Annotated in this window: 1 protein-coding gene; it reads left to right on the top strand. The window is 72.5% G+C overall.

Annotated elements, in window-relative coordinates:
- Positions 1-8: 8 nt before the first annotated feature.
- Positions 9-22172 (top strand): non-ribosomal peptide synthetase, encoded by a 22164-nt coding sequence (locus tag P3T35_RS11035; RefSeq protein WP_101384538.1) that lies wholly within the window; start codon positions 9-11, stop codon positions 22170-22172.
- Positions 22173-22176: the final 4 nt, after the last annotated feature.

Genomic DNA, 22176 nt, shown 5'->3' with positions numbered 1-22176 from the left:
AGCACACCATGTCGGACACCCAAGCCGTCACCTGGCCCCTGACGACCGGTCAGTCCGGGGTGTGGTTCGCCCAGCAGTTGGACCCGTCGAATCCCGCCCACCGGATCGCCGAGTGCCTGGAGATCCACGGCCCGGTCGATCCGGTGCTGTTCGAGGCCGCGCTGCGGCAGTTGCTGGTGGAGACCGAGATGCTCCGGCTGCGCTTCCCGGAGCAGGACGGCCAGGTCCGCCAGACCGTCGCCCCGCTCGCCGAGACGCCCGTGCTGGTGCACGACGTGAGCGACCAGGCCGACCCGTGGGCCGCCGTGCGAGCCTGGATCGAGGAGGACCTGGCCCGCCTGGACGACCTGGCGCACGGCCGCACCAGTGTGGTGGCGATGTTCCCGGCCGGCCCGGACCGCCTCTTCTGGTACCAGCGCGCCCACCACCTCGCCGGCGACGGCTACAGCGGCGCCCTGCTGGCCGGCCGCGCCGCCGAGATCTACACGGCCCTGGTCGAGGGCCGCCCGACCGGCACCCCGTTCGCCCCCCACTCGGAGCTGCTCGCCGAGGAGGAGGCCTACCGAGCCGGTGAGCAGTACGCCGCCGACCGCCGGTACTGGACCGAGCGCTTCGCCGACCGTCCCGAGGCGGTCAGCCTCGCCGGCCGCTTCGCGCCCGCCTCGCACACCCACCTCCGGCACTCCGTCGACCTCTCCGCCGATACCGCGGAGCGGCTGCGGGCGGCCGCGCGCGGCCTGCGGACCAGCCTGCCCGTCCTGCTGACGGCCGCCGGCGCGCTCTACACCCACCGCCTGACCGGCGCCACCGACATCGTCCTCGGCCTGCCCGTCACCGGGCGCGCCACCCCGCTGCAGCGCAGCACCCCCGGCATGCTCGCCAACGTGCTGCCCATCCGCCTGACCGTTCGCCCGGAGACCGGCCTCGCCGAACTGGCCCGCCAGGCCAGCCGCGCCATGCGCGAGGGGCTGCGCCACCAGCGGTACCGCTACGAGGAGTTGCAGCGCGAGCTCAACCTGGTCGGGGGCGGCCGGCTGTTCGGGCCGACCGTCAATGTGATGGCCTTCGACTACGACCTGCGGTTCGCCGGGAACCCGGTCACCGCGCACAACCTCTCCAACGGCTCGGTCGACGACCTGGCGTTCGTGCTCTACGACCGCCAGGGCGGGGCCGGCCTGCAACTGGTGGTGGACGCCAACCCGGCGGTCTACGAGGCGGCGGAAGTCGCCGAGCACGCGCGGCGGTTCGCCCGGCTGCTGGAGGGCCTGGCGCAGCTCGACGACGTCGCCGCGCCGCTGGGGCGGGTCGGCCTGCTCGGTTCGGCGGAGCGGCAGCGGGTGCTGCGGGAGTGGAACGATACGGCGGCTGAAGTGGCGGGGCCTGGAACGCTGCCTGAGCGGTTCGAGGCGCAGGTCGCGCGGACGCCCGACGCGGTGGCGGTGGTGTTCGAGGGCGTGGAGGTCTCGTACGCGGAGCTGAACGCGCGAGCGAATGGCATGGCACGCACGCTGGTTGAGCGCGGGGTGGGGCCGGAGTCACGGGTGGCGGTCTGCCTGCCGCGTTCGGTGGAACTGGTCGTCTCGTTGCTGGCGGTGGTCAAGGCCGGTGGTGCGTACGTGCCGGTGGACCCGGAGTACCCGGCGGAGCGCATCGCCTACGTGCTGGCGGACTGCGCGCCCGCACTGGTACTGACGGACACCGAACTGGCCACCGATGTACCGCAGTTGGCGGTGGGCGACGACGAGGTAGCCGACAACCTCCCGCGGGAGATACTGCCCGACCACCCCGCCTACGTCATCTACACCTCCGGCTCCACCGGCCGCCCCAAGGGCGTCGCCGTGCCGCACCGCGGCATCGCCAACCGACTCGCCTGGATGCAACACGAGTACGAACTCACCACCACCGACCGGGTCTTGCAGAAGACCCCGTTCGGATTCGACGTCTCCGTCTGGGAGTTCTTCTGGCCCCTACTGGAAGGCGCCACCCTCGTCGTCGCCCGCCCCGGCGGACACCGCGACCCCGCCTACCTGGCCGAGCTGATCCAGCGAGAGCAGATCACCGTCGCGCACTTCGTCCCGTCCATGCTCCAGGTGTTCGTGCAGGAGCCGGGTGCGGCCGAGTGCACCGGCCTGCGGGCCGTACTCTGCTCCGGCGAAGCACTACCCGCCGAACTGCGCGACCGCTTCTTCTCGACCCTCGACGTGCCGCTGCACAACCTCTACGGGCCCACCGAGGCGTCCGTCGACGTGACCTCCTGGAACTGCCGTGAGGGCGCCGAGCGCGCCGGCGTGCCGATCGGCCGCCCGGTCTGGAACACCCAGCTCTACGTGCTCGACGCCGCCCTCCAGCCGACCCCGGTCGGTGTGCCGGGTGAGCTGTACCTCGCGGGTGTCCAGCTGGCACGCGGCTACCTCAACCGCCCCGACCTCACCGCCGAACGCTTCACCGCCGACCCCCACGGCCCCGTCGGCACCCGCATGTACCGCACCGGCGACCTGGTCCGCTGGAACGCAGACGGCGCCCTCGAATACCTCGGCCGCACCGACTTCCAGGTCAAGATCCGCGGACTGCGCATCGAACTCGGCGAAATCGAGCACGCACTGACCGCACACCCCACCATCAACCAGGCCACCGTCCTCGTCCGCCAGGACCACCTGGTCGCCTACCTCATCCCCGAAGGCGACCTCAACCAGACCGAGCTACGCAACCACCTCGCCACCACACTGCCCGACTACATGCTCCCGGCCGCCTACATCACCCTCAACGCACTCCCCGTCACAGCCAACGGCAAACTCGACCGCAACGCCCTCCCCGACCCCGAGTTCACCACCACCGGCGGCTACCGCGCACCCTCCACCCCGCGCGAAGAGCTGCTCTGCGAGGTCTTCGCGGACGTCCTCGGTGTCCCGCAGGTCGGCGTGGACGACAACTTCTTCGAGCTGGGCGGCCATTCGCTGCTCGCCATGACGCTGGTGGAGCGGGTGCGGGCGCGCGGCGTGCCGATCGACGTGCGGACGCTCTTCGCCGCGCCGACCGTCGCCGGGCTGGCCGTCGCCGCCACCACGGCCGGGCTCGTCGTGCCGCCGAACCGGATACCCGCCGGTGCCGAGGCCATCACCCCGGACATGCTGCCGCTGGTCGACCTCAGCATCGAGGAGCTCGGCGCGATCACCGCCGCCTTCCCCGGCGGTGCGGCCAACATCGCCGACATCTACCCGCTCGCCCCGCTCCAGGAAGGCATCCTCTTCCACCACCTGATGGACGCGGAGGACGGCGGCAGCGACATCTACATCCTGCCGAGCACGCTGTCCTTCGACTCGCGCGAGCGCCTGGACGGCTTCCTCGGCGCGCTGCAGCAGGTCGTGGACCGGCACGACATCCTGCGCACCGCCCTGCTCTGGGAGGGTCTGCGCGAGCCGGTCCAGGTCGTCGCCCGCCAGGCCGAGCTGCCCGTCCAGCAGGTCGAACTCGCCTCGGCCACCGACGTGGTGGGCCAACTGGCCGTCGCCGGCGCGGCCGCGATCGACGTCCGCCGGGCACCCCTGCTGCGTGCCTACATCGCCGCCGAGCCCGGCACCGACCGCTGGCTGCTGCTGCTCCAGTGCCACCACCTGGTGACCGACCACACCGCGATCGAGGTGATGCTCGCGGAGATCCGCGACATCACCGCCGGCCGCCAGGGCGAGCTGCCCGCGCCGCTGCCGTTCCGCGACTTCGTCGCGCAGGCCCGACTCGCGGTCTCGCGCGAGGAGCATGAGCGCTTCTTCGCCGGGCTGCTGGGCGATGTGGACGAGCCAACGGCGCCGTTCGGCCGGCTGGACGTGCGCGGCGACGCCTCCGCCGTGGCGGAGGCCCAGCTGCGGCTGGACGGCGACCTCGCCGCTCGGCTGCGCGAGCGGGCGCGCGAGCTCGGTGTGAGTGCCGCGACGCTGTTCCACGTGGCGTGGGCGCGCGTGGTGGCGGCGACCTCGGGCCGCGACGACGTGGTGTTCGGCACCGTGCTGTTCGGCCGGATGAATGCGGGCAGCGGCTCCGACCGGGTGCCGGGCCTGTTCATCAACACCCTGCCGGTGCGGGTTGCCACGGCCGACGTGAGCGCCCTGGACGCCACGCTCGCGATGCGCGGGCAGCTGGCCGACCTGCTGGTGCACGAGCACGCGCCACTCGCCCTCGCGCAGCAGGCCAGCGGCATCGGCGGCGGCGCACCGCTGTTCACCGCGCTGCTCAACTACCGTCACGGTCAAGGCGTTGCCGCCGACGCCGCAGCGGAGCTCGGGCTGCACGGCGTCGAGATCCTGCACGTGCACGAGCGCACCAACTACCCGCTGACCCTGTCGGTCGACGACCTCGGCACCGGCTTCCACCTCACCGCCCAGACGGTCACGCCGATCGACCCCGCGCAGCTCTGCGCGCTCGCCCGCACCACGCTCGACGGCCTGGTCACCGCGCTGGAGACCCAGCCTGAGGCCGCGCTCGACCGCGTCGAGGTGCTGGACCCGGCCGAGCGTCACCGCATCCTGGCCGAGTGGAACGACACGGCGGCCGAGATGCCGGACGCCACCGTGCCGGAGCTGTTCGCCGCCCAGGTGGCCCGCACTCCCGAGGCCACCGCCGTGCTCTTCGAGGGCAGCGAGCTCGGCTATGCGGAGCTCAACGCCCGCGCCAACCGACTGGCCCGCCTGCTGCAGAACCGCGGCATCGGCGCGGAGCAGCTGGTCGCGGTGTTGCTGGAACGTTCCGCCGACCTGGTGGTCACGCTGCTCGCCGTCCTCAAGGCCGGCGCCGCCTACCTGCCGATCGACCCGAGTTACCCGGCCGAGCGCATCACCCAGACGCTCACCGACGCCCGGCCGTGCCTGGTCATCGCCGGCTCCGGCACTGGCGTCGACGTGGCGGGTCCGCTGCTGGTACTCGACGCCGCCGAGACGAGCGAGGCCCTGAGTGCCCTCGACCCGGCCGACCCCGGTACCCGGCCGCTGCCAGGGCATCCCGCCTACGTCATCTACACCTCCGGCTCCACCGGCCGCCCCAAGGGCGTGGTGGTCGAGCACCGGGCGCTCGCGCACTACCTGCGGTGGAGCGTCGAGGCGTACCCGTCGGTGTCGGGGCACACCATGCTGCACTCGTCCACTGCCTTCGACCTGGCGGTGACCTCGCTGTACGCGCCCTTGATCAGCGGGGGCAGCATCGAGGTCGGCGGCCTGGAGGCCGGGGCTCGGGACGGGTCCGCCGAGGTCACCTTCCTGAAGGGGACGCCGGGTCACCTGGCCTTGCTGGCGACGCTGCCCGCGGGCTGCTCGCCGAGCGGGGATCTCGTGCTGGGCGGCGAGCAGCTCCTCGGCGAGGCCCTGGAGCCCTGGCGTGCGGCTCATCCCGGGGCGACCGTGGTCAACGAGTACGGGCCCACCGAGGCCACTGTCGGGTGCGTCGTGCACCGGGTCACTCCCGCCGACCCGCCGTCGGCCGGGGCCGTTCCGATCGGCCGACCGATCGCCAACACCCGGATCTACGTGCTGGATTCGGCGCTGTGCCCGGTGCCGGCCGGGGTGACCGGCGAGCTGTACATCGCCGGCGTCCAGTTGGCCCGCGGCTACCTCGACCGCCCGGGGCTGACCGCCGAGCGGTTCGTGGCCTGTCCGTTCGGCGAGCCCGGTGACCGCATGTACCGCACCGGCGACCTGGTGCGAAGGGCGGCGGACGGTGTCATGGAGTACGCCGGCCGGGTCGACGACCAGGTCAAGGTCCGGGGCTTCCGGATCGAACTCGGTGAGATCGAGGTGGTGTTGGCCGCCCACCCCGCGGTGGCCCAGGTCGCGGTGGTCGTGCGCGAGGACTCGCCAGAGGATCGGCGTCTGGTCGGCTATGCCGTCGCCGATGGGGTGGCCGCCGCCGAGCTGCGCGCGCACGTGGCCGCGGCGCTGCCCGAGTACATGGTCCCGTCCGCCGTGGTGCTGCTGGACGCGCTGCCGCTGACCGCCAACGGCAAGCTGGACCGCAACGCCCTGCCCGCCCCGGACCTGGCGCCGGTCGCGGGGCGGGCGCCGCGCACCCTGCGCGAGGAGGTGCTGGTCTCGGTCTTCGCCGAGGTGCTCGGCGTGGCGAAGCTCGGTATCGACGACAACTTCTTCGACCTGGGCGGCCACTCACTGCTGGCCACCCGCCTGGTCAGCCGGATCCGTACGGTGCTGGGCGTCGAGCTGCCGATCCGGGCGCTCTTCGAGGCGCCGACGGTCGCCGGTCTGGCCGAGCGGCTGGACGGCGCCGGCCAGGGGCGTCCGGCGCTGGTCGCCGCCGCCCGCCCGGAGCGGGTGCCGGTCTCGTTCGCGCAGCAGCGCCTGTGGTTCCTGGGCGAGCTGGAGGGGCCGAGCGCGACCTACAACATCCCGATGGCGGTTCGCCTCACCGGCGCCCTGGACGTTGCCGCGCTGGAGGCCGCGCTGGGCGATGTGGTGGCCCGCCACGAGGTGCTGCGCACCGTCTTCCCGGCGGTCGACGGCGAGCCGCGCCAGCAGGTGCTGGCGGTTGACGCCGTCGGTTCGCTGCTGACCGTGGTCGACGGTTTCGACGAGCAGGCGGTTGCCCGCGCGGCGAAGCACGCCTTCGACCTCGCCACCGAGCTTCCGGTCCGGGCCTGGCTGTTCGCCGAAGCGCCCGAGGAGCACCTGCTGCTTCTGACGCTGCATCACATCGCGGGTGACGGTTGGTCGCTGAACCCGCTGGCCCGCGACCTGTCCACCGCCTACGCATCCCGCCTGGACGGCCGTGCGCCCGAATGGCAGGCGCTGGCGGTCCAGTACGCCGACTACGCTCTCTGGCAGCGTGAGCTGCTCGGTTCGGCGGACGACGCCGAGAGCGTGCTGTCACAGCAACTCGCCTACTGGCGCCAGGCGCTGGCCGAGTTGCCGGAGGAGCTGGCACTGCCGACCTCGCGGCCCCGCCCGGCGGTGGCCAGCCACCAGGGTGGCACGGTCGACCTCGCCATCTCAGCCGAACTGCACGAGCGCCTGGCGGAGTTGGCCCGCGCCGAGGGTGTGACCTTGTTCATGGTGCTGCAGGCGGCCCTGGCCGTGCTGCTCACCCGCCTGGGCGCCGGCACGGACGTTGCGATCGGTACGCCGATCGCGGGTCGTACGGATGAGGCGCTGGACGAGCTCGTCGGCTTCTTCGTCAACACCCTGGTGCTGCGGACCGATCTGTCCGGGGACCCGACGTTCACCGACCTGCTTGGTCGCGTTCGCGAGGCCGGTCTGGGTGCGTTCGCTCACCAGGACGTGCCGTTCGAGCGGCTGGTGGAGGAGCTGGCGCCGTCCCGTTCGATGGCTCGGCATCCGCTCTTCCAGGTCATGCTCGCGGTGCAGAACAACGCCCAGGCGGCGCTGGACCTGCCCGGTCTGGCCGCTTCCGTCCTGCCGGCGGGCGAGCCGGCGGCGAAGTTCGACCTGGCCGTGGAGCTGGGCGAGGCCGTCGGCGCCGACGGCGCTCCGGCCGGCCTGCGCGGCATGCTCACCTTCGCCCGCGACCTGTTCGACACGGCGGACGCCGAACTGCTCGCCGAGCGGCTGGTGCGCGTCCTGGATGCCGTGGTTGCCGAGCCAGGCCGACCGGTCAGCGCGATCGAGGTGATGGACCCGGCCGAGCGGCACCGCATCCTGACCGAGTGGCACGGCACACCGGTGGAGACCGTGCCGACCACCCTGCCCGGGCTGTTCGAGGCGCAGGCCGCCCGCACCCCAGCAGCGATCGCCGTCAACGACGAGCAGACCAGCCTGAGTTATGCGGAGCTGAACGCGCGGGCCAACCGCCTGGCCCGCCTGCTGGTCGAGCGGGGTGTGCGTCCGGAGACCCTGGTGGCGGTCCGGATGCACCGCTCCGCCGAGCTGGTGGTCGCCCTGCTCGCGGTGCTCAAGGCGGGCGGCGCCTACCTTCCGATCGACCCGGACTACCCGGCCGACCGGATCGCCTACGTGCTGGCGGACGCCGGCCCGCTGCTGACCATCACCGACGGTGGCACGGTGGACGGCGCCGCCGAGTTGGCGCTGGACGATCCGCGGACCGCGACCCGGCTGGCCGAGCTGTCCGGTACCGACCTGACCGCCACCGAGCGGGGTGCGGAGCTGCTGCCCGAACACCCGGCCTACGTCATCTACACCTCCGGTTCCACCGGCCGGCCCAAGGGCGTGCTGATCCCGCACGGCAATGTCGGCCGGCTGATGGCGGCCACCGACCACTGGTTCGGCTTCGGCGCCGAGGACGTGTGGACCTGGTTTCACTCCTTCGCTTTCGACTTCTCGGTGTGGGAGCTGTGGGGCGCGCTGCTGCACGGCGGCCGGCTGGTGGTCGTCACCTCCGATGTCTCCCGCTCGCCCGCCGACTTCCTGGCCCTGCTGGTCCGCGAGCGGGTCACGGTGCTCAACCAGACCCCGTCCGCGTTCTACCAGCTGATGCAGGCGGACGCGCAGCACCCCGAGCTGGGTGCCGAGCTGACGCTGCGCGCGGTGGTCTTCGGCGGCGAGGCGCTCGACCTGCCGCGACTGCGTTCCTGGTACGCCCGGCACCGCGAGGACGCGCCCGTGCTGGTCAACATGTACGGCATCACCGAGACCACCGTGCACGTCAGCTACAAGGCGCTGGACGCCGCACTGGTGGGCTCCGGCGCCACCGGCAGCGTGATCGGCCGTGCCATCCCCGACCTGCGCGTCCACGTGCTCGACGACGGCCTGCGACTCTGCCCGCCCGGCACCGCCGGCGAGATCTACGTGGCCGGCGCCGGCCTGGCCCGCGGCTACCTCGGCCGTCCCGGCCTGAGTTCGGAGCGTTTCGTGGCGGACCCGTTCGGCGCCCCGGGCAGTCGGATGTACCGCAGCGGTGACGTGGCGCGCTGGAACCGGGACGGTGAACTGGAGTTCGTCGGCCGCGCCGACGACCAGGTGAAGATCCGCGGCTTCCGGATCGAGCTCGGCGAGGTCGAGTCCGCCCTCATGGCGCACCCGGCCGTCGCCCAGGCAACCGCGATCGTCCGCGAGAACACCCCCGGCGACAGCCGGATCGTCGGCTACGTCGTGCCGTCCGGCACGGTCGAACTGCCCGACTCGGGCGAGCTGCGCCGGCACACCAAGCAGTACCTGCCGGACTACATGGTCCCGTCGGCGGTCGTGGTGCTCGACGTGCTGCCGCTGACCGTCAACGGCAAGCTGGACCGCCGCGCCCTGCCCGCCCCTGACTTCACCACCGCCGTCACCCACCGCGGCCCGTCCACCGCACGCGAGGAGGTCCTCTGCGAGGTCTTCGCCGAGGTGCTGGGCGTGCCGCAGGTCGGCGTCGACGACGGCTTCTTCGACCTGGGCGGCCACTCGCTGCTGGCCACCCGCCTGATCAGCCGGATCCGTACCGTGCTGGGCGTCGAGCTGCCGATCCGCGCACTCTTCGAGGCGCCGACGGTCGCCGGTCTGGCCGAGCGGCTGGACGGCGCCGGCCAGGGGCGCCCGGCGCTGACCGCCACCACGCGTCCCGAGCTGCTGCCGGTGTCCTTCGCGCAGCAGCGCCTGTGGTTCCTGGGCGAGTTGGACGGGCCGAGCGCCACCTACAACATCCCGCTGGCGGTTCGCCTCACCGGCGCCCTGGACGTCGCCGCGCTGGAGGCCGCGCTGAGCGATGTGGTGGCCCGCCACGAGGCGCTGCGTACGATCGTTCCCACGGTCGACGGTGAGCCGTACCAGCGAGTGCTGGCGGCCGAGACCGTCGGCTCGCTGCTGACCGTGGTCGACGGGTTCGACGAGAAGGCGATCGCCCGCGCCGCCGAGCACTCCTTCGACCTGAGCACCGAACTCCCCTTGCGAGCGTGGCTGTTCATGGCCGCCCCGGACGAGCACGTGCTCGTCGTGGTACTGCACCACATCGCCGGCGACGGTTGGTCACTGAACCCGCTCGCCCGCGACCTGTCCGCTGCCTACACCGCCCGCCTCGACGACCAAGCGCCCGCCTGGCAGCCGCTGCCCGTGCAGTACGCCGACTACGCCCTCTGGCAGCGCGGCCTGCTCGGCTCAGCGGACGACACCGACAGCGTGCTGTCACAGCAACTCGCCTACTGGCGCCAGGCCCTGGCCGAGCTGCCGGAGGAGCTCACACTGCCGACCTCGCGGCCCCGCCCGGTGGTCGCCAGCCATGACGGCGGCACCGTCGACCTCACCATCCCCGCCGAACTGCAGCAGCAGCTGGCGAAGTTGGCGCGCACCGAGGGCGTCACGCTGCACATGGTGCTCCAGGCGGCGCTGGCCACCACGCTCTCCCGGCTCGGCGCCGGTACCGACATCCCGATCGGTACGCCGATCGCGGGTCGTACCGATGAGGCGCTGGACGACCTGGTCGGCTTCTTCGTCAACACCCTCGTCCTGCGCACCGACCTCTCCGGCAACCCCACCTTCGCCGACCTGCTCGGCCGGGTGCGGGAGGCCAACCTGGCCGCGTCCGCGCACCAGGACGTGCCGTTCGAGCGGCTGGTCGAGGAGCTGGCGCCGTCCCGTTCGATGGCCCGGCACCCGCTCTTCCAGGTCATGCTCGCGATGCAGAACAACGCCCAGGCGGCGCTGGACCTCCCCGGCCTGGACACCGCCGTCCTGCCGACGGGCGAGCCGGCGGCGAAGTTCGACCTGGCCGTGGAGCTGGGCGAGGCTGTCGACGCCGACGGTGCCCCGGCCGGCCTGCGCGGCACGCTGACCTTCGCCCGCGACCTGTTCGACACGACGGACGCCGAACTGCTTGCCGAGCGGCTGGTGCGCGTCCTGGGCGCCGTAGCCGCTGAGCCGACCCGCCCGGTCCACGCCATCGAGGTGCTGGATCCGGCCGAGCGCCGCCGCATCCTGGCCGAGTGGAACGACACGGCGGCGGAGGTGCCCGCCGCGACGCTGCCTGAGCGGTTCGAGGCGCAGGTCGCGCGGACGCCCGACGCGGTGGCGGTGGTGTTCGAAGGCGTGGAGGTCTCGTACGCGGAGCTGAACGCGCGGGCGAATGGCTTGGCACGCACGCTGGTTGAGCGCGGGGTGGGGCCGGAGTCACGGGTGGCGGTCTGCCTGCCGCGTTCGGTGGAACTGGTCGTCTCGTTGCTGGCGGTAGTCAAGGCCGGTGGTGCGTACGTGCCGGTGGACCCGGAGTACCCGGCGGAGCGCATCGCCTACGTGCTGGCGGACTGCGCGCCCGCACTGGTACTGACGGACACCCAACTGGCCACCGAGGTACCGCAGTTGGCGGTGGGCGACGACGAGGTGGCCGACAACCTCCCGCGGGAGATCCTGCCCGACCACCCCGCCTACGTCATCTACACCTCCGGCTCCACCGGCCGCCCCAAGGGCGTCGCCGTGCCGCACCGCGGCATCGCCAACCGACTCGCCTGGATGCAACACGAGTACGAACTCACCACCACCGACCGGGTATTGCAGAAGACCCCGTTCGGATTCGACGTCTCCGTCTGGGAGTTCTTCTGGCCCCTACTGGAAGGCGCCACCCTCGTCGTCGCCCGCCCCGGCGGACACCGCGACCCCGCCTACCTGGCCGAGCTGATCCAGCAGGAGCAGATCACCGTCGCGCACTTCGTCCCGTCCATGCTCCAAGCCTTCATCCAGGAGCCCACCGCAGCCGGCTGCACCGGCCTACGCGCCGTACTCTGCTCCGGCGAAGCACTACCCGCCGAACTGCGCGACCGCTTCTTCACGACCCTCGACGTCCCACTGCACAACCTCTACGGACCCACCGAGGCCTCCGTCGACGTCACCTCCTGGAACTGCCGACACCACAGCACCACCGTCCCCATCGGCCGCCCGGTCTGGAACACCCAGCTCTTCGTGCTCGACGCCGCCCTCCAGCCGACCCCGGTCGGCGTACCCGGCGAGCTCTACCTCGCAGGCATCCAGCTGGCACGCGGCTACCTCAACCGCCCCGACCTCACCGCCGAACGCTTCACCGCCGACCCCCACGGCCCCACCGGCACCCGCATGTACCGCACCGGCGACCTCGCCCGCTGGAACGCAGACGGCGCCCTCGAATACCTCGGCCGCACCGACTTCCAGGTCAAGATCCGCGGACTGCGCATCGAACTCGGCGAAATCGAGCACGCACTCACCACACACCCCAACATCAACCAAGCCACCGTCCTCGTCCGCCAGGACCACCTGGTCGCCTACCTCATCCCCGAAGGCGACCTCAACCAAGCCGAGTTGCGCGACCACCTCGCCACCACACTGCCCGACTACATGCTCCCCGCCGCCTACATCACCCTCAACGCACTCCCCGTCACAGCCAACGGCAAACTCGACCGCAACGCCCTCCCCGACCCCGAATTCACCACCACCTCAACCCGCGCCCCGCGCACTCCACGTGAAGAAGTGCTCGCCGCGCTCTTCGCCGAGGTGCTCGGCGTGCCGCAACTCGGCATCGACGACGGCTTCTTCGAGCTGGGCGGCCACTCCCTGCTGGCCACCCGCCTGATCAGCCGGATCCGAACGGTGTTGGGTGTCGAGCTGCCGATCCGGGCGCTCTTCGAGGCCCCCACGGTCGCCGGCCTGGCCGAGCGGCTGGACGGCTCCGAGCGGGGGCGTCCGGCGCTGACCGCCGGGCCGCGTCCCGAGCTGCTGCCGGTGTCCTTCGCGCAGCAGCGTCTCTGGTTCCTGGGCGAGTTGGACGGCCCGAGCGCCACCTACAACATCCCGATGGCACTTCGCCTCACCGGCGCCCTGGACGTCCCCGCCCTGAAGGCCGCGCTCCACGACGTCCTGACCCGCCATGAGGTGCTGCGCACCGTCTTCCCCGCAGTCGACGGCGAGCCCCGCCAGCAGGTGCTGGCAGCCGAGACCCTCGACTCGCTGCTGACCGTGGTCGACGGCTTCGACGAGCAGGCGGTCATCCGCGCCGCTGGGCACCCGTTCGACCTGAGCACCGAACTCCCCATGCGCACCTGGCTGTTCAAGGACGGGCCGGACGAGCACGTGCTCGTCGTGGTCCTGCACCACATCGCCGGCGACGGCTGGTCGCTGAACCCGCTCGCCCGCGACCTCTCCACCGCCTACACCGCCCACCTCAACCAGCAGGAACCCACCTGGCAGCCGCTGCCTGTCCAGTACGCCGACTACGCCCTCTGGCAGCGCGACCTCCTCGGCTCAGCGAACGACACCAACAGCGTCCTGACCCAGCAACTCACCTACTGGCGCCAAGCCCTGGCCGACCTCCCCGAAGAGCTCGCGCTCCCCACCACGCGCCAGCGCCCGGCGATAGCCAGCCACCACGGCGGCACCGTCGACCTCGCCATCTCCGCCGAACTGCACGCACGGCTCGCCGAGTTGGCCCGCGCTCAGGGCGTCACCCCGTTCATGGTGCTCCAGGCCGCACTGGCCGCGCTGCTCTCCCGCCTCGGTGCCGGCACCGACATCCCGATCGGCACCCCGATCGCCGGCCGCACCGACGACGCCCTGGACGACCTGGTCGGCTTCTTCGTCAACACCCTCGTCCTGCGCACCGACGTCACCGGCAACCCCACCTTCACCGACCTGCTCGCCCGCGTCCGGGAAACGAGCCTGGCCGCCTTCGCCCACCAGGACATCCCCTTCGAACGCCTCGTCGAGGAACTCGCGCCGACCCGTTCGATGGCCCGGCACCCGCTCTTCCAGGTGATGCTGACGCTGCAGAACAACGCCGAGGCCACTCTTGACCTGCCCGGCGTGAGCAGTGATCTGCTGCCCATCGCCGACCTGCCGGCCAAGTTCGACCTGGCCTTCGCGCTGGACGAGGCCTTCGACGCCGACGGTGCCCCGGCCGGCCTGCGCGGCATGCTCACCTTCGCCCGCGACCTGTTCGACGCCGAGGGCGCCGCCACCCTCGCCGAGCGCTTCACCCGGCTCCTCAACGCGGTTGTCTCCGCTCCCGAGCTGCCGGTCGCGAGTGTCGAGGTGCTGACCGAGGCCGAGCGCCACCGGATCCTCGTCGAGTGGAACGACACCGCGACCGCGCTTCCCGAGGGCACCCTGCCCGAGCTGTTCGCGGCCCAGGCCGCCCGCACCCCGGACGCGGTCGCCGTGGTCGCCGGGGCCCGCGCGCTGACCTACCGCGAGCTCGACGAGCGGGCGACCGCGCTGGCCGGCCGTCTGGTGGCGCGGGGTGTGCGCCCCGAGACGGCCGTGGCGGTGCTGATGGACCGCTCCGCCGATCTGGTCATCGCCTTGCTCGCGGTGGTCAAGGCGGGCGGCTACTACGTGCCGCTCGACGCGCGGTATCCGCTGGCCCACCGCGAGCTGATCGTCGCGGAGACCGGCGCGCAGCTGGTCCTCACCGACGGCGCGCAGCGAGCCGAGGCGGAGCAGTTGCCGGCCACGGTCCTCCTGATCGAGGACGCGGACGTCGACCAGGCCGACTTCCTGGTCCAGGAGGTCGAGGAGGCCGAGGCCGACCCCGCGCAGCTGGTCTACGTGATGTACACCTCCGGTTCCACCGGCCGCCCCAAGGGTGTGGCGATCACCCACCGTGACGTGGCCGCGCTGGCCTCGGAGCGGCGCTTCAGCGGCCCGATGGAGCGGGTGCTGCTGCACTCGCCGCACTCCTTCGACGCCTCCACCTTCGAGCTCTGGGTGCCGCTGCTGAACGGCGGTCAGGTGGTCGTCGCGCCCTCGGACGACCTCACGCCGGAGATCCTGGGCCGTCTGGTCGCCGAGCACCAGGTCACCGGGATCTTCCTGACCATCGGCCTGTTCCTGCTCGCCGCGGACGAGGACCCGGCCTGCTTCACCGGTGTCCGCGAGGTGTGGACCGGTGGTGACATCGTGCCGCGGGCCGCCGTGGCCCGGGTGCTCGCGGCCTGCCCCGGCACCAGCGTCGTCAACGTCTACGGTCCGACCGAGACGACGACCTTCGCCACCGCGCGCACCGTGACCGACGGCCAGGGTTCGCTGCCGATCGGCGGTCCGCTCGACAACCTGCGCGCCTACGTGCTGGACGCCGCGCTGCGCCCGGTCGCGCCGGGCAGCACGGGTGAGCTGTACCTCGCGGGCACCGGCCTGGCCCGCGGCTACCTGGGCCGCCCGGGGCTCACGGCGGAGCGTTTCGTGGCCGACCCGTACGGCCCGGCCGGCGGCCGGCTGTACCGCACGGGTGACCTGGTCCGATGGACCCGCGACGGCGAGCTCGACTTCGTCGGCCGCGCCGACCAGCAGGTCAAGCTCCGCGGTTTCCGGATCGAGCTCGGCGAGGTCGAGGCGGCGCTGCTGGCACAGCCGGCCGTGGCCCGGGCGCACGCGGTGGTCCGGGAGGACACCTCCGGCAGCAGGAGCCTGGTCGGCTACGTGGTGGCCGCGGACGGTGCCGAGTTGGATCCGGCGGTGCTGCGCGCCGACCTGGCCGCGACGCTGCCCGCCTACATGGTGCCCTCGGCGATCGTCCTCCTCGACGCGATGCCGCTGACGGTCAACGGCAAGCTGGACCGCAAGGCCCTTCCCGTCCCGGTGTTCGCGCCGGTCAGCGCCCGTGCGGCGCGCACCCCGCGCGAGGAGGTGCTGGTCGCGGTCTTCGCCGAGGTGCTCGGGGTGCCGGTGGTCGGCATCGACGACAGCTTCTTCGACCTCGGCGGCCACTCCCTCCTCGCCACCCGGCTGGCCAGCCGCCTCCGCACCGTGCTGGGTGTCGAGCTGCCGATCCGAACGCTCTTCGAGGCTCCGACCGTCGCCGCGCTGGCAGAGCAGTTGGCCGAGCGCCTGGACAAGCGGCTGGACGAGCGGCTGGACGAGCGGCTGGACGGTGCCGGGCAGCGGCGCCCCGCGCTGGCCGCCGGCGTCCGCCCGGAGCGGCTGCCGGTCTCCTTCGCGCAGCAGCGCCTGTGGTTCCTGGGCGAGTTGGAGGGGCCGAGCGCCACCTACAACATCCCGCTGAGCCTGCGCCTGACCGGCGAACTGGACCTGAAGGCGCTGGAGGCCGCGCTGCACGACGTTGCCGGGCGGCACGAGGTGCTGCGGACGGTCTTCCCGGCCGTCGACGGCCGGCCGCACCAGCAGATCCTGCCGGAGGGCGCGTTCGGTGCGCTGCTGACGGTGGTCGACGGGTGCGACGAGCAGGCCATCACCGCGGCGGCCCGCCACGCCTTTGACCTGCGCAGCGAACTCCCGATGCACGCCTGGCTGTTCAGCAGCGATGCGACCGAACACGTGCTGGTCCTGGTGGTGCACCACATCGCGGGCGACGGCTGGTCGCTGGGCCCGCTCGCACGCGACGTGTCCACCGCCTACACCGCCCGCCTCACCGGTCGGGCGCCCGAGTGGCAGCCGCTGCCCGTGCAGTACGCCGACTACGCCCTCTGGCAGCGCGACCTCCTCGGCTCAGCGAACGACACCAACAGCGTCCTGACCCAGCAACTCACCTACTGGCGCCAAGCCCTGGCCGAGCTCCCCGAAGAGCTCGCGCTCCCCACCACGCGCCAGCGCCCGGCAGTAGCCAGCCACCACGGCGGCACCGTCGACCTCACCATCCCCGCCGAACTGCACGCACAGCTCGCCGAGTTGGCCCGCGCCCAGGGCGTGACCCCGTTCATGGTGCTCCAGGCCGCACTGGCCGCGCTGCTCTCCCGCCTGGGTGCCGGCACCGACATCCCGATCGGCACCCCGATCGCCGGCCGCACCGACGACGCCCTGGACGACCTGGTCGGCTTCTTCGTCAACACCCTCGTCCTGCGCACCGACCTCACCGGCAACCCCACCTTCACCGACCTGCTCGCCCGCGTCCGCGAAACGAGCCTGGCCGCCTTCGCCCACCAGGACATCCCCTTCGAACGCCTCGTCGAGGAACTCGCGCCGACCCGTTCGATGGCCCGGCACCCGCTCTTCCAGGTGATGCTGACGCTGCAGAACAACGCCGAGGCGGTCGTCGAGCTTCCGGGTGTCGCGGTGACCGCGCTGCCGGCGAGCCAGGGCGCGGCACGCTTCGACCTGGCGTTCACGCTGGCCGAGGCCTTCGACGCCGACGGCACCCCGGCGGGCCTGCGCGGCACCCTCACCTTCGCCCGCGACCTGTTCGACGCCGAGGCCGCCGCCACCCTCGCCGAGCGCTTCCAGCGGCTGCTGGCCGCCGTGCTGGCCGAGCCGGACCGCGCCATCGCGAGCGTGGAGGTGCTGGCCGAGGCCGAGCGCCACCGCCTCCTGGTCGACTGGAACGACACCGCACACGACGTGCCCGCCGGAACCCTGACCGCGCTGGTCGAGGCCCAGGTCGCCCGCTCCCCCGAGGCAATCGCCGTGCTGTCCCGGGGTGTTGAGATGAGCTACGCCGAACTCAACGCTCGGGCCAACCGGCTGGCGCGCCACCTTGCTGCCCAGGGCGTCGGCCCGGAGTCGCTGGTCGCCGTGCTGCTGGAGCGTTCGGTCGATCTGGTCGTCGCGCTGCTCGCCGTACTCAAGAGCGGTGGCGCCTATCTGCCGATCGACCCCGACTATCCGGCGGACCGGATCGCCTACATGATCGGCGACGCCCACCCGGCCGTGCTGCTGACCACCTCGGAGCAGCCGGTGGAGGTGCCGGCGGATGTGCTGCGCCTGACGGTCGACGACCCGGCGGTGGCCGGGCAGGAGGCGGGTGACCCCGGGGTGGCCGTGCTGCCGCAGCACCCGGCGTACGTGATCTACACCTCCGGCTCCACCGGCCGGCCCAAGGGCGTGGTGCTCCCGCACGCGGGTCTGGTCAACTACGTCTCCCGTGCGGTCACCGCATATCCCGAGGTGGCCGGCAGCACGCTGCTGCACGCCTCGATCTCCTTCGACGCCGGGGTGACCGCGCTCTACGGTGCGCTCGCCTCCGGCGGCCGGGTACACGTCGCCGCGCTGGACGAGCAACTGCCGGACGCACTCGGTGCGGACCGGCTGACCTTCCTGAAGGCGACGCCGAGCGGCCTGGCCTATCTGGATGCCATGACGGACCGCCACATTCCGTCCGGCCGGCTGATGGTCGGCGGCGAGGCGGTGCGCGGCGCCCAGCTCGACGAGTGGCGCCGCCGCAACCCTGGTGTCGCAGTGGTGAACCACTACGGCCCGACCGAGGCCACCGTGGGCTGCACCGACTTCCTCTTCGAGCCGGAGGCCGACGGCTCCGCCGAAACGTCGGTGGTGCCGATCGGCCGCCCGATGTGGAACACCCGCGCCTACGTACTGGATGCCGCGCTGCACCCGCTGCCGGTCGGTGTGGCCGGCGAACTGTACATCGCGGGAGCCCAGTTGGCTCGCGGCTACCTCGGCCGCCCCGGTCTGACCGCCGAGCGCTTCACCGCCGACCCCTACGGCCCCGCCGGTACCCGGATGTACCGCACCGGCGACCTGGTCCGCTGGCGGGCTGACGGCGCCCTCGAATACCTGGGCCGGGCCGACGACCAGGTGAAGATCCGCGGGTTCCGGATCGAACTCGGTGAGATCGAACATGCGCTGACGGATCATCAGCAGATCGCCCAGGCTGCCGTGTTGGTCCGGGATGACCGACTGGTCGGCTATGTCGTCCCGCGCGGCGAGCTCGACCAGGCCCAGCTGCGCGAGCACCTCGCCGCCACGCTGCCCGACTACATGGTCCCGGCCGCCCTCGTCGTCCTCGACGAGCTGCCGCGCACCGTGAACGGCAAGCTGGACCGCAAGGCCCTGCCCGCCCCAGAGTTCACCACCGACGCCACCTACCGCGCGCCGGCGACGCCGCGCGAGGAGATCGTCTGCGCGGCCTTCGCCGAGGTGCTCGGCCTGGACCGAGTCGGCCTGGACGACGACTTCTTCGAACTCGGCGGCCACTCCCTGCTCGCCGTCGCCCTGGTCGAGCGGCTGCGGGCCCGCGGTGTGCAGGTGGACGTCCGGGCGCTGTTCTCCGCGCCGACCGTGGCCGCCCTGGCCGCGGCGACGGGCGGCGACGGGTTCACGGTGCCGCCGAACCTGGTCCCGGCCGGTGCCGAGAAGCTCACCCCGGAGATGCTGCCTCTGGTGGAGCTGACCGCCGGCCAACTCGCCACCATCACCGAGGCGTTCCCCGGCGGCGCAGCGAACATCGCCGACATCTACCCGCTCGCCCCGCTCCAGGAAGGCATCTTCTTCCACCACCTGATGGCGGATGGAGAGGGCGGTGACGACCTCTATGTGCTGCCCACCTCGTTGACCTTCGACTCGCGCGAGCGGCTCGACGCCTTCCTCGCCGCGCTGCAGCGGGTGGTGGACCGCCACGACATCCTGCGCACCGCCGTCCACTGGCAGGGCCTGCCCGAGCCGGTCCAGGTGGTCGCCCGGCACGCCGAACTCCCAGTGGTCACCATCGAACTCACCGGCACCGCCGAGCCGTTCGCCGAGCTGGCGGCCACCTGCCGCCCGACGCTCGACCTCACCGCCGCGCCGCTGCTCCGTGCGACGGTCGCGGCCGAACCGGGCAGCGAGCGCTGGCTGTTGCTGCTCCAGCGGCACCACCTGGTGATGGACCACACCGCGCTGGACATCCTGCTGGGCGAGATCCAGGCGATCCTGGCCGACCGCGAGGACGAGCTGCCGACTCCGCTGCCGTTCCGCGAGTTCGTCGCGCAGGCCCGTCTCGGCGTCTCCCGCGAGGAGCACGAGCGGTTCTTCGCCGAACTGCTCGGCGACATCACCGAGCCCACCGCACCGTTCGGCATGCTGGACGTACGCGGCGACGGCACCCGGATCACCGACGCCGACCGTACGCTGGCCCCCGAACTGGCGGCCCGCCTGCGCGAACAGGCCCGCCGGCTCGGCGTCAGCGCGGCCACGCTCTTCCATGTCGCCTGGGCGCGCGTGGTGGCGGCCACCGCCAACCGGGACGACATCGTCTTCGGCACCCTGCTGTTCGGCCGCATGAACGCCGGCACCGGCGCCGACCGCGTCCCCGGCCTCTTCATCAACACCCTGCCCGCCCGCCTGCGCACCGCAGGCCTGAGCGTCACCCAAGCAGTCGACGCCATGCGCCGCCGCCTCGCCGACCTGCTGGTCCACGAACACGCACCACTGGCCCTCGCCCAGCAGGCGAGCGGGATCGCCGCCCCGGCGCCGCTGTTCACCGCGCTGTTCAACTTCCGCCACAGCAAGCCGAGGGAGGACGGCAACGGCGGTGCCCTGGTGGGAGTCGAGGCCGAACACGGACACGACCGGACCAACTATCCGCTGACCGTCTCGGTCGACGACCTCGGTGCCGACTTCCTGCTCACGGTTCAGGCCGCCGGCCCCATCGACCCGGAGCTGGTCTGCGCACTGTTCGACACCGCGGTCCGCGGCCTGGTCACTGCGCTGGAGAGCGCCCCGGAGACGCCGCTCGACCGGATCGACGTCCTCACCGAGGACCGGCGCCACACCCTGCTCAGCGAGTGGAACGACACCGCCGCCGACACGCCCGACGCCAGCCTGGTCGAGCTGTTCGAGGCACAGGCCGCCCGCACCCCGGACGCGATCGCCGTCGCCCACGATCAGACCAGCCTCAGCTACGCGGAACTCAACGCCCGCGCCAACCACCTGGCCCGCCTGCTCGTCGAGCGCGGCGTCCGCCCGGACTCGCTGGTCGGCGTGCTGATGCGCCGCTCGGCCGACCTGGTCGTCACGCTGCTCGCCGTGCTCAAGGCCGGCAGCGCATACGTGCCGATCGACGCCCGGGCTCCCGAGGCCCGGATGAGCACCGTCTTCGAGGCGGCCGGCGCCGGCCTGCTGCTGGTCGACGCAGGCACCCGCGAGCACCCCTTCGTCCAGCGGGCCGACGCGGCGGGCGCGGACCTGCTGCTGGTCGACGCGGCCACCGGGACCGGCGGTGCCGAGAACCTCGCGGTGCGCACGCTGCCCGACCAGCGCGCCTACGTGATGTACACCTCGGGCTCCACCGGCGTTCCGAAGGGCATCGCCAACACTCATCGCGGTGTGGTGGACCTGGTGCTGGCCGGCTGCTGGCGTGAGACCGAGCCGCGGCGGGTGCTCTTCCAGTCGCCGCACGCCTTCGACGCCTCCACCTACGAGCTGTGGGTCCCGCTGACGGCCGGCGGCACGGTCGTGGTGGCGCCGGAGGGCCGGTTGGACGCGGCGGCGATCCGCACCCTGGTGGCAAACCATGCGCTGACCCAACTCCACCTCACGGCAGGCCTGTTCAGGGTGCTCGCGGAGGACGACCCGGCCGCGTTCGCAGGCGTCCACGAGGTAGGCACCGGCGGTGACGTGGTCCCCGCGACCGCCGCGCGGCGGGTGCTCGACGCCTGCCCGGGCATCGTGGTGCGCAACACCTACGGGCCGACCGAGAGCACCCTGTGCGCCACCCAGATCCCGCTGGTGAGCAGCGACTCGGTGCCCGCGGTGCTCCCGATCGGCCGGCCGATGGACAACACCCGCGCCTACGTGCTGGACGCCGCGCTGCGCCCGGTCCCGCCGGGCACCACGGGCGAGCTCTACCTCGCCGGGACCGGCCTGGCCCGCGGCTACCTCGGCCGCCCGGAGCTGACCGCCGAGCGCTTCACCGCCGACCCGTACGGCCCGGCCGGCACCCGGATGTACCGCACCGGCGACCTGGCCCGGTGGACCGCCGAGGGCCTGCTGGAGTTCGCCGGGCGGGCCGACGACCAGGTCAAGATCCGCGGCTTCCGGATCGAACTGGGGGAGGTGGAGGCCGCGTTGAGCGCGCATCCTGCGCTCTCCCACGCCGCCGTCCTGGCCCGCGAGGACCGCCCCGGCGACAAGCGCCTGGTCGGCTACGCGGTCCTGGCGGACCCGGCGGACACCACGGTCACGGCCGAGGCGCTGCGCCGCCACCTGGCCGACGCGCTGCCCGACTACATGGTGCCCTCGGCGATCGTGCTGCTGGAGAAGCTCCCGCTCACCGCCAACAACAAGCTGGACCGCAAGGCCCTGCCGGCCCCCGAGCTCACCGCGACGGTGGCCCACCGGCCCCCGACCACACCACGCGAGGAACTGCTGTGCGAGACGTTCGCACAGGTCCTGGGAGTGGACAGGGTCGGCCTGGACGACGACTTCTTCACCCTCGGCGGGCACTCACTGCTCGCCACCCGACTGGTCAGCCGGATCCGTACGGCACTGAGTGTCGAACTGCCGATCCAAGCCCTCTTCGAGGCACCCACGGTCGCCGGCGTGGCCGCGCGACTCGATTCTCTGCACAAGGCTCGGCCCGCCTTCCGGCCGATGCGTAGGAAGTAGGAGT

It is taken from the genome of Kitasatospora sp. GP30 (assembly GCF_029892145.1).
GTDB classification, from domain to species: Bacteria; Actinomycetota; Actinomycetes; order Streptomycetales; family Streptomycetaceae; genus Kitasatospora; species Kitasatospora acidiphila.
Note: the sequence above shows the minus strand (reverse complement) of the source record. Positions and strands in the feature narration are given on the sequence as shown.